This is a genomic window from Psychrobacter sp. AH5 (genome assembly GCF_040371085.1).
GTDB lineage: Bacteria > Pseudomonadota > Gammaproteobacteria > Pseudomonadales > Moraxellaceae > Psychrobacter.
The window spans coordinates 1916883-1928475 of record NZ_JAMBMT010000001.1 but is presented as its reverse complement, the minus strand read 5'-3'; the positions used below and the strand labels follow the sequence as shown (position 1 = coordinate 1928475).

Annotated in this window: 10 protein-coding genes; 8 read left to right on the top strand and 2 right to left on the bottom strand. The window is 44.6% G+C overall.

Annotated elements, in window-relative coordinates:
• Positions 1-13 precede the first annotated feature (13 nt).
• Both M0N77_RS08140 and M0N77_RS08135 read right to left on the bottom strand, forming a co-directional pair.
• Positions 14-1387, bottom strand: a complete 1374-nt coding sequence (locus tag M0N77_RS08140; RefSeq protein WP_071001992.1) for an efflux RND transporter periplasmic adaptor subunit — start codon at positions 1385-1387, stop codon at positions 14-16.
• 748 nt (positions 1388-2135) lie between these two features.
• A complete protein-coding gene (locus M0N77_RS08135; protein ID WP_300473880.1) occupies positions 2136-3158 on the bottom strand; it encodes a polyprenyl synthetase family protein in 1023 nt (340 codons plus the stop codon).
• A 478-nt stretch (positions 3159-3636) separates the two neighbouring features.
• Here M0N77_RS08135 and rplU point away from each other — a divergent pair, with 478 nt between their 5' ends.
• The 8 genes from rplU (at position 3637) to nuoF (ending at position 11593) form a co-directional block, all read left to right on the top strand.
• Positions 3637-3948 (top strand): 50S ribosomal protein L21, encoded by a 312-nt coding sequence (gene rplU / locus M0N77_RS08130; protein WP_025647214.1) that lies wholly within the window; start codon positions 3637-3639, stop codon positions 3946-3948.
• Positions 3949-4041: 93 nt separating this feature from the next.
• The gene (rpmA, locus tag M0N77_RS08125; protein WP_353104720.1) at positions 4042-4299 is read left to right on the top strand and encodes a 50S ribosomal protein L27; all 258 of its coding nucleotides are present in this window, start codon (positions 4042-4044) and stop codon (positions 4297-4299) included.
• A gap of 384 nt (positions 4300-4683) precedes the next feature.
• Entirely contained in the window at positions 4684-5370 is a 687-nt protein-coding gene (gene lolA, locus M0N77_RS08120; protein ID WP_353104719.1) for an outer membrane lipoprotein chaperone LolA, read from the top strand.
• Positions 5371-6180: 810 nt separating this feature from the next.
• Positions 6181-6792, top strand: coding sequence for an NADH-quinone oxidoreductase subunit A (gene ndhC / locus M0N77_RS08115; protein WP_353104718.1), 612 nt, complete (start codon positions 6181-6183; stop codon positions 6790-6792).
• 127 nt (positions 6793-6919) lie between these two features.
• Positions 6920-7588, top strand: coding sequence for an NADH-quinone oxidoreductase subunit B family protein (locus M0N77_RS08110; RefSeq protein WP_353104717.1), 669 nt, complete (start codon positions 6920-6922; stop codon positions 7586-7588).
• Between the two features lie 126 nt (positions 7589-7714).
• Positions 7715-9490 (top strand): NADH-quinone oxidoreductase subunit C/D, encoded by a 1776-nt coding sequence (gene nuoC / locus M0N77_RS08105; protein WP_353104716.1) that lies wholly within the window; start codon positions 7715-7717, stop codon positions 9488-9490.
• 172 nt (positions 9491-9662) lie between these two features.
• Positions 9663-10172 carry an NADH-quinone oxidoreductase subunit NuoE gene (gene nuoE, locus M0N77_RS08100; RefSeq protein ID WP_353104715.1) on the top strand — a complete coding sequence of 170 codons (510 nt, stop codon included), beginning with the start codon at positions 9663-9665 and terminating at the stop codon, positions 10170-10172.
• A complete protein-coding gene (nuoF, locus tag M0N77_RS08095; RefSeq protein ID WP_353104714.1) occupies positions 10169-11593 on the top strand; it encodes an NADH-quinone oxidoreductase subunit NuoF in 1425 nt (474 codons plus the stop codon). The genes nuoE and nuoF overlap by 4 nt, the downstream gene beginning before the upstream one ends.

The following is an 11593-nucleotide window of genomic DNA, read 5'->3' as shown; positions in this document are numbered from 1 at the left end:
TCTTTGAATGGAATTAGTTAGTGGTGGTAGCAGTGTCCTGCTCAGAAGTGTCATCAGCTACCGTTTTCGCAGCTTGCTGTGGTGTTTTGGCGGTAGGCGTTGCAGATGCACCATTAGCGTTTTCTAACGGCTTGACCACGACCTCCTGCTCAGGCTTAACTTTAGAGCCGCCTATAACCACTAGCTTATCGCCACTACTTAAGCCATCGGTGACCACCCATTGACCATCATAAGTACCATTAATGGTAACGGGACGGACTTGGATTTGATTGTTTTCATCAACGATGTAGACTTGTGAATCGCCTTTAGGCGTACGCATTACAGCGCTTTGCGGCACTAAGGCTGCATTAGGAATGACGCTTTGAGTCAGACGCGCTGAGACATACATACCTGGCAGTAGCACGTTATTAGGATTTGGGAAAATAGCTCGTAGAGTCACCGCGCCAGTAGATTGATCGACTTTAGCTTCAGACAGCGCAAGCTTGCCACGCACTGGATACACTGAGCCATCTTCTAGGACCAGCTCGACAGAATTCATACCCGCCTGCGCTTTACCTTCAGCTATCTGCTGACGAAGCTGCAATAGCTCGGATGATGACTGACTGATATCGACATAGATAGGATCTAAGCGCGAAATCGTCACTAAAGGCTCAGATTGACTAGCGTTAACTAAGGTTCCTGCAGTAACGCTTGAGCGGTCACTACGACCAGTCAACGGTGCACGGACGATAGTACGATTGAGATCCAAAGCGCTAGCATCTAAGTTTGATTGCGCGGTTTTAATCCCAGCCTCAGCGCTTCTAATGCTCGCTTCAGTTTGTCCGACTGCAGCGCGAGCACTCTCTAGAGCCGCTTGCGCTGTACGCACTTGAGTTTGCGCTTGGTCATATTGCTGCTTGGAGATAGCGTCAATCTCAACCAAGCCTTTTAGACGCTGAAAGTCATTTATCGCTTGTGCTAATGAGGCTTGGCGACTGGCTAGCTCTGCTTTAGCATTGGCATTATTGGCGATAGCGGTTTGGCGATTAGCCTGTGCTTGCGCGACCGCCGCTTGACCACTAGCGACCGAGGTCGTGTAGTTGTCAGTATTGATACGATAAAGCGGCTGGCCTTTTTTGACGTTACTGCCTTCACGGAACAGTACTTCGTCAATTACGCCGCTGACTTGAGGGCGTACATCAGCCGTCTGATAAGCGGCAGTACGACCAGAGAAAGTCTGAACTTGAGGCACAGTATCGAAGCTGACAGTTTGGACGTTGACGACAGCGGGCGGCATCTGCTGCTGAGCGTTTTCACCCGCAGCGGCGTCTTCTTTATTGTCACAGCCGACCAGTACTGTAGCCGATAGTACAGATGCTATTACAAGCGCAAGATAAGAATGCTTCATCAAGGTCCTCGGTAGAGTAGTAAAATATAGAATAAATGGTATAGAGGTAGAGCGTATCATAATCAAAAAATAGCTTATTTTTCGAAGAGCAATAATAAACTTTATAGAAGTTTATAGCCAAAAAATAAGAAGCTATTGATAAAATTGATAAATAGGGCAGTACCGCTAGCTAGTTATAGGACGTCAAGTAAATTTAAGGCGTTATTATAAACTATAGGGTTTACCCCGCAGTCAAGTGATTCACGATAGGAAAGCTGACAAAAACTGACCGCACTGTGCTCGCTGAGTAAATAAAATTCCGCCATAGTAACCGCTACACCAACCAGCAGCTAATAAGAAGATATACAACCCGCTATGCAAATTTATTGTAATTTTTTGTTATAATTGTAAAGCCATAGTGTTATTGAGGTTTTAAAACCGCCAAAAATCTGCTTTGTCAACAAATTGACTAATTTATCAACCCCTAATTATGACCTTTAAAGTATAGCGACTTAAACCAGTCAGTAGCCTCTAATGAGCGTGGTCAATCAGTATTTAACCATTAAAAAATCCTGACACAATTATAGTGCCGTCAGGATTTATGAAACTTAAAGAAAGGTAACTATTTGCTGACACACCCGTTTTAAGAGGGTGTCTTTTTAGAGACTGTTGCTTTTGATCAATGAATATTTATGGCTCGGTTGCTCAAAAACGCTGCTAAAAAATGAGCCGTCTCAATTAGCTAATAACACAGACGATTCATATGTCATTATACTAATCGTGCGCTAGCGAGCTCAGTCAGCTGGTACAGACCTTGACGATAACGGTTGTCAGGCAGTGTGCCTAGTGCTTGCTGGGCCAATCTGGTCTCTTCTAACGCCCGCTTGGTACAATAATCAAGTGACCCTGAGCTGCGGACGAGCTCGATAAGCTGCTCAGCATTCGGTGTTTTTCCCGTTTGTACGGCGATACGCAGCTGCTCATAACCTTGCTTGTCGCTGTTTTTGAGTAGCTCAAGCGCCTTAATAGTCGGTAGCGTTGGCTTACCTTCACTCAAATCATCGCCTAAGTTTTTGCCCATCAGCTCACTATCGCCGCTGTAATCAAGCACATCATCGATAATCTGGAAGGCATTACCAAAATGCTGACCAAAATCAGCTAGGGCTTGTAGATGCTGCTCTTGTCCTTGCAAGATAGCCGCGCCTTGGGTCGCCATCATAAATAGGCGTGAGGTCTTACCGTCGATAATATTGAGATAGTCGGTCTCTGTCGCCGCTGGATTATGCTGATGCTGTAATTGTAATACCTCACCTTCAGCGATATCACAAGTGCCATCAGAGAAGAGCTTTAGCAGCTCTAAGCTTTGAAAGCCAACCAATAAATTAAAGGCGCGAGCGATCAAATAGTCGCCCACTAATACTGCAGTGGCATTATCCCAAGTGGCATTAGCAGTGGGCTTGCCGCGGCGCTGACCAGATTCATCGATGACATCGTCATGTACTAACGTGGCCGTATGCAGCATCTCCGTAATAGCGGCTAGATGCATCGCTTGTTCGCTTGGCGCATCGTTGAACATACGCGCGCACAATAGGGTAATAAGCGGGCGCATGCGTTTGCCACCGGCATCAATCACATGCTTTGAGACGCTCATCACCAATTGTACTTTTGAATTGAGACTACCAAAGACTTGCTCATCCATAATGTCAAAATCATGAGCGACGATGCTTTGGATGTCCGTATAATTAGGCGCTTGAGAGGCAAGGTCTGAAGAAGCTAAAGAAGTGCTGGTCATAATATAGAGTCGTATTTATTAGATGGGTTTTAAGATTTGCCTATAATAGCACAGCCTATTTGGTTAATTGGTGACTAATATGTGTTATTGGTTTTAGTCACTAGGCCGCAGCCGGCTCATTGCTATCGACAATATTGCGTCATAGCGTCAGACTAAGTAAAACCTATAGAGTAGTTGCTAAATAATAGCTATTAAGCCGTCTCAATAAAAACAGAAATAGCTATTGGAAAAGTATGGAATAAAATAAGCTATATGTTATTGATTTAATGAGCTATAATACTACGCTTAAGGCTAGCTAGGCTATCGCTATGATTATTAAGATGATAAGACCTAATACGCGCTGCTAAAACCAGACAATTGGCTTGCTTTTATCATTCAGAAAACGTAAAATAACGCCTTTAATTTTTCCCTGTCGTGTTCGTTATTGAAGCGTAGGTATAATATCTACCACGGCACACGGGTTAAACGGAGTCAGACAATGTACGCAGTAATCAAAAGTGGTGGTAAGCAGCACCGTGTCGTAGCCGACGAATTGCTAAGAGTTGAATTGCTTAAAGCAGAGAAAGGCGAAACAATCAAATTTGAAGATGTTTTAATGGTTGTTGACGGCGATGACGTAAAAGTCGGTCAACCGATCGTTGACGGCGCAAGCGTAGAAGCCGAAGTGGTTGAGCATGGTCGCGGTGAAAAAATCCGTATCATCAAGCACAACCGCCGTAAGCATTATCACAAAGAGCAAGGTCACCGTCAGTGGTACACCTTGTTAAAAATCAAAGCGATTAATGCTTAATTAGCTATTATCATTTATTGATAATAAATAGCGCACTAAAAGCTTAAGAGTTATCACCTCAGTGATAAGTCATATTAACAAGGAGAATTATCCATGGCACATAAAAAAGCTGCCGGCTCAACCCGTAACGGTCGTGACTCAAACCCAAAAATGCTTGGTGTAAAAATCTTTGGTGGTCAAACCATCACTGCTGGTAACATCATCGTTCGTCAACGTGGTACAGAATTCCACGCCGGCGAAGGCGTTGGCATGGGCCGTGATCATACTTTATTTGCCCTAAATGATGGTGTGGTAAAGTTTGCAACTAAAGGTAAGTTTAACCGTCGTTATGTGATGGTTGAAAGCGCTTAATCGTTGCTTGATTAATAATGGTTTTAGCTTCTACTATTGTTTCTATAAGTTAATAATAGCAACAATGGCACAGCGGCTATAACGATTAAAAATTCCCTATTGCCTATTTGGTAGTAGGGAATTTTTTTGGCTGTTAGAACCGTTACAAGCGCGTATGGCAGCGGTAGTATTCATTGCAAATCAGCTCTAGGCGCGTAATATAAAAACTGGCAAACTGTGCTCATTATTTAATGGTACGGTTTTAGAGGCAGTGTAGCGCTGTTTGGACAGTACATTGAATAGTCAAAGTTAACAATAATTTAAAAAACACTTTTTAGTCAGGTTTATTATTAGATTAATATATTTTGACTAACTTCTTAGTTTATATCTTTCGAGAGGATTATTATGACAGTATCTATCAAGCAAACGACGCTAAAACAAAAGCTTATGAGCAGCGCGCTAGCTGGCGTGTTGATGACCACATTAGGGATAGCGGCTCCTATGGTCGCTTTGACTCAGACGGCTAGTGCCGCTCCGGCGGATAGTTTGCAAGCCGCTAAGCGCCTAAACAGCTTATTGACTAATACCAAAAGCATGACAGCTAATTTCTCGCAAACGACCAAGGGAGCCAATAGCGGCACTTTTAAGGGCTCAATGAGTGTACAGCGCCCGAATAATTTTCGCTGGGAAACCAAGTCGCCATCTGAGCAGTTGATTGTCGCTAATGGCAGCTCTATGTGGATTTATGATAAAGACTTAGAGCAAGCGACCAAGCAGGCAGTCGATAGCCAAGTGGGTAATACTCCAGCGTTGTTACTATCAGGCGATCCGGATAAAATAGCGCAAAACTTCAAAATCACTCAGCCTTATGCTAATAAAAACTACTATGTGCTTTATCCCAAATCTGGTGACGCTAGTTTCAAAAGCCTATCTATGAGCTTTAGTGGCGGCAAGCCGGTGATGATGGTATTGAACGACACACTGGGGCAGACCACCTCAATTAAGTTTAGTGGTATCAAGATGAATCCTAGTATCAGTGCTAGTCAATTCAAATTCACTCCGCCAAAAGGTGTCGATGTCATTAATCAGTAGTGATTTATTAAGCAGTTACTAATAAGCGTCTTAATAATTGTTAGTAGTATAAGCTACTTCTACATAAGCTACTGCTACTAAAAAGGGACAGACCCCATAAGGTCTGTCCCTTTTTTGATAATGGCAATTGGCTAAGCATAAAAATTAGTTCAGCCGTTACTCATGACTCTACCGCTTATTTGGTTCACTTGGCTTACTACTAATAACGCTAATAATATTATTTGCTAGGTTGCAATTGGGCGTATTTGGTTTACAATATCCGCCTATTTATTACGCTTATTATTAAGGTTAGTTAGCCCGTTTTTTATGTTAAGTATCTTGGTGCGCTGCTGATAAGGTTTGCTCACAGATATATTTTGTAGCATATAAAATGACCGCTCAATGCAGTGAAAAACTGGCTTTTAGAGCCTGATATGCGTATAGTATGTAAACCGTTTATGCCAGTTATCACGTCATTATTGAGCGTAGGTAATGAGTTATTAAATCAATTAAGTGTCTCAATATGATATTGATTTAATAAATTCATTTCTGTTTGATTTGAAAGGTTTGATGACCAGCCGTTATCTTAGTTTAACCTTAGCTAAGTCTAAGCTGTCTGTCCTCACATCTTATCGTCAATAATCTTGATAATTGGTCGTTACCAACACAGTTTTTTTGTGTTTTTATCTGCGTTACGGTGCTTAATAGGGTTGCTAGTATAGGTTATGATTTTGTTGACGGTTAAGACGGATAATCGCGGCAAATAGCCTATCGTTTATAGTAATCGCTCATTAACACCTGACACTGATTGGGTTAGGAGCAAGTATTATCATGTCTGCCTTGAATTGGTCAGCTGTTGCCTTTATTTTAGCCGCTATGGGTCTGGTCGTCTTTATGCTGACCGTACCGCGTTTGCTCGGTGGACGCTCAAAAGGTTTACAAAAAGAAGAGATATTTGAGGCGGGTGTTGTCGGAGCTGGCAATGCCCGTATTCGTTTGTCTGCCAAATTCTACCTAGTAGCGATTTTCTTCGTTATCTTCGATTTAGAAGCCCTATATTTATATGCTTACTCAGTATCGGTGCGTGAGACCGGTTGGCTGGGCTTTGCTGCGGCGGCGATATTTATTGGTGTTTTAATTGTCGGCTTGATTTATGAGCTGAGCCTTGGCGCTATGAACTGGTCACCGGCTGACAAGCTACGCAAAAAAGCGCGTTTATACGCCGCGCCTGCTGGTTTTAATCTAGCTGATATTACTAAGTTTGATGGCGTAGAAGAGTTAATGGTTGATCCTACTGGCAAAATACCTGCGCAGTCCTCAGGCCAGATAAACGTCTCTAACAGTATTGAGGCCAATCGCCGTCATCTACAAAATATTGATCATATTAATACTACCGGTAATGTTACCTCAGTAGACTTTTCGGTAGATCGCGAATCTTCGTAATCGATCTAATCTTAAGTATTAAACTTAGATCAGATTTACATCGCAAACCGTTTTTTTAGCAGCTATAGCTTTATATAGTTAATAGTCAAATAATAGCTGAGCTGCCCTTCATAAAAGGTTTTATGGTATGAAATATACACTAACCAAAGCCAATCCTGACGCAGATAGCTATCCTGCTCAAACTCGTGAAACTGTCAATGATCCTACAGAAGAAGAGGTTAATAAAAACGTCTTTATGGGTCGTTTAGAAGACATGGTTCACTCCACTGCCAACTGGGGTCGCAAACACTCCTTATGGCCTTTTAACTTCGGTACTTCTTGCTGTTATGTCGAATATGCCACCACCTTAACCGCGGTGCATGATTTGTCGCGTTTTGGCGCTGAGGTTATCCGTGCCTCGCCCCGTCAGGCGGATGTGATGATTGTCGCTGGTACTTGTTTTATAAAGATGGCACCAGTTATTCAGCGCCTCTATGAGCAAATGCTAGAGCCAAAATGGGTCATCTCCATGGGTGCCTGCGCCAACTCCGGCGGTATGTACGATATCTATTCGGTGGTGCAAGGAGTCGATAAAATCATTCCTGTTGATGTGTATGTTCCTGGCTGTCCGCCGCGTCCAGAAGCGCTTATACAAGGTTTGATGCTACTACAAGAATCTATTACCAAAGAGCGCCGTCCGCTAGGTATTCACGTCAATGATCAAGGCATTTATCAGCCACAGCTAACGGCTGAGCGTGATCGTAAACAAGCGGATCGTATCGCGGTGAAAAACTTACGCAGTCCAGATAGCATTTAGTCAATGTAGTATTTAGCCCATACCGCATTTAGCTACTATAGCAGTTAGTCCGTTTTATGCTCAGCGCCAGCTGGTTGTCCGTCAGCTTCGCCCAAACGTTATGATTAATGAAGGAAGATACCATTCATGGTCACGGTAGTCGAAAATAAAGATCCTAAAATAAAACCGGTACCAGCGGTCATCAGAGAGCTGGAGCATAAGTATGCTGGCAGGTTTGTGGTGCAGCATACGGTCGATGAGATTCCAACGGTTTGGGTCGCGCGCAGCGATGTGTTAGAAATCTTATTATTCTTACGTAAGCTGCCTAAGCCTTATGTGATGCTATTTGATCTCTCAGCTATTGATGAGCGCCTTCGTCAGCATCGCGCCGGTCTGCCAGAGAGCGACTTTACGGTGTTTTATCACTTGATGTCGCTTGAGCGTAATAGTGATGTACGTATCAAAGTGGCTCTCGATGAAGAGGATTTGACCCTGCCGAGCGCCACGCAGATCTGGCCAAACGCTAACTGGTATGAGCGTGAAGTTTGGGATATGTTCGGTATTGTCTTTAGCGGTCATCCGCATCTGACGCGTATTTTATTGCCAAAATACTGGGAAGGTCATCCGCTACGTAAAGAGTATCATGCTCGCGCTACCGAGTTTACCCCTTACTTCTTAAACACCGCTAAACAGCAATACGAGCAAGAAAACTTACGTTTTGTGCCAGAGGAGTGGGGCATGAAGCGCTCAGGCCGTGATGAAGACTTTATGTTTTTGAACATCGGTCCTAACCACCCCTCAGCCCATGGCGCGTTTCGCTTAGTACTACAGTTAGATGGCGAGGAGGTCATCGATTGTATTCCAGATATCGGTTATCACCACCGCGGCGCGGAGAAAATGGCTGAGCGTCAGACTTGGCATTCTTATATTCCTTACACCGACCGTATTGATTATCTTGGCGGCGTGATGAATGAGCTGCCCTATATTATGTCGGTTGAGAAGCTAGCGGGCATTACTATTCCGGCGCGTGCTGAAACCATCCGTGTGATGATGAGTGAGTTTTTCCGCATTACCAATAACTTGCTGTATGTCGGTACTTTTATTCAAGATGCCGGTGGTATGACGCCAGTCTTTTATATGTTTACCGATCGGCAAAAAGCTTATGATGTGATTGAGGCGGTAACCGGCTATCGTATGCACCCAGCTTGGTTCCGCATTGGTGGTACGGCTGCTGACTTGCCACGTGGCTGGCAACGATTAGTGCGCGAGTTCTTAGAATGGATGCCAAAACGCTTGGATGAATACGTCAAAGCGGCGCTAAAAAACAGCGTACTCAAAGGCCGTACTCAAGGTGTCGCACAGTACAATGCCAAGCAGGCACTCGCTTGGGGCGTGACTGGAGCTGGCTTGCGTGCGACGGGCGTTGACTTTGATCTGCGCAAAGCTCGTCCGTATATGGGCTACGAGAATTACGATTTTGAAGTGCCGATTGGCTATAACGGTGATGCTTATGATCGCTGTATGATTAAGATCGAAGAGATACGCCAATCGATGCGTATTATCAAGCAATGTATGGATAATATGCCGCAAGGCCCGTATAAAGCCGATCATCCGCTAGCGGTGCCGCCGCCAAAAGACCGTACATTGAACGATATCGAAACTTTGATTAATCATTTCTTGTCTGTCTCTTGGGGACCGGTAATGCCAGTGGGCGAGTGTGCGACGATTGTTGAAGCCACCAAAGGCTTGAACAGCTATTATATTACCTCGGACAAAGCAACGATGAGCTATCGTACCCGTATTCGTACGCCGACCTTTGCGCACCTGCAGCAGATGCCCTCGGTTATTAACGGTTCGCTAGTTTCTGATGCGATTATGTATCTGGCTTCTATTGATATCGTCATGGCAGATTGTGATCGCTAAAAGCTTTTGGTCAACAAGCTTTTTAGATAAAAAGTTAGTAGTGGATGTGTTAAGCCAGTATTTCATTAGCAGTAATTATTGAATTGATATCGCCAATAGGCACACCAAAACGCTGTAAACGTCTTATAAACTTTAAGGCGCAGCGTGATGAGTGAGGACAGAATAAAAGATTATGAAAATTGTTTCTGATAAAACGCCAAAGGTAGAGGTAGCTAGCATTTTGACCGCCAGTGAGATAGATGCTATCAATGAGTTTATGCATCATTATCCGCATCCGCGCGCCGCATCCTTAGATGCACTCAAAATCGTGCAACAGCGTAATGGCTGGGTAGATGATGCGCAGGTCAATGCGATTGCCAATATGTTAGATATACCCGTGACCGATATCGATGGCGTGGCTACTTTTTTTAACCGTATCTATCGTCAGCCAGTCGGTCGTCACGTTATTCTTATTTGCGACTCTATAGCCTGTTATTTGACCGGTTATGAGGCATTATCCGCTGCATTCAAAGCAGAGCTTGGTATCGACTATGGCCAAACCACCGCTGATGGTCGTTTTACTATTTTGCCGATCTGCTGTTTAGGGAATTGTGATAAAGGTCCGGCGGTATTAATCGATGAAGATACTTACGGCCCGGTACAACCTGATGAAGTCGCGCAACTTTTGGAGCTATACGCATGAGATTAACCGTTGCAGAGCAAATTGCCCTTCGCGCTCAAGGTAAAGCACCCAGTCAGTTAAATGAGCAGCGCATTCCTGTCTATGGTGACAAAGCCACAGCCACGAGTGAAACTAGACCGTTGACTTGGCGTTTAGCACATCATGATGCGGTGTTGGATGTCGATACTTATCAATCGCTACGCGGTTTTGAGGCATTAAAAATAGCGCTAAATCAATCCGCCGATACCACTATGAAGACTATCAAAGATGCAGTCATCAAAGGTCGCGGCGGCGCGGGGTTTCCGGCTGGTATCAAATGGTCGCTGATGGCGCCACCTGATGGCGGGCCGCGTTATCTCGTTTGTAACGCTGATGAGATGGAACCGGGTACCTTCAAAGATAGACTATTGATGGAACGTCTACCATTACAGCTGATAGAGGGCATGATTATCTCAGCCTATGCTATCGGTGCGACTGCCGGTTATATCTTTATTCGCGGCGAGTATATTTTAGCCGCTGAGCGCTTAAATGCCGCTCTTGCTGAGATGCGTGAGCGTAACCTTATCGGTAATAATATCTTAGGCTCAGATTACAGCTTTGATTTGCATGTGCATACTGGCGCGGGTCGTTATATTTGCGGTGAAGAAACCGCGCTATTGAACGCGCTAGAAGGTCGCCGTGCAAACCCGCGTACTAAGCCACCATTCCCGCAAGTTGCTGGTGCTTGGGGTCGTCCAACCATCGTTAATAACGTCGAGACTTTGCATAACGTCTCAGCGATTATCTTACATGGTAGCGAGTGGTATCAGAACTTATCAAAAGTTAAAGGCGTAGTCGAAACCCCGGGTACGAAGCTATTTGGCTGTTCAGGCTTAGTGAATGATCCTGGTCTTTGGGAGCTGCCTTTTGGTTATACTGCGCGCGAGATTATTGAGGATTTCGCAGGCGGCATGATCGAGGGCCGTACCCTTAAAGCTTGGTTGCCAGGTGGCGCGTCCACTGACTTTTTGACCGCTGATCATCTCGATACTATCGTTGATTTTGATACCATTCAAAAAGCCGGTAGCCGTATGGGTACTGGGCTGCTGATGGTGGTTGATGAAAGCCAAGACATGGTAGCGCTGCTGCGGAATTTAGAGATTTTCTTTCAGCGCGAGTCTTGCGGTTTTTGTACCCCTTGCCGTGATGGCTTGCCTTGGGGCGTCAAACTATTGACCGCTATCAATGATGGCGAGGGGCAAGTGGGCGATGTGGAGAAGTTAGAAGGCTTAACCCGCGATTTATGGATTGGTAAGACTTTTTGCGCTCACGCTCCTGGTGCTATGGAGCCGCTGATGAGCGCAATTAAATATTTCCGTCCTGAGTTTGATAATAAAATCGCTCAGGCGGTAGGCAAAGATGTTATTGAGGCCGCTGTCAGTCAGCAGCCAGTAGCGAAATAG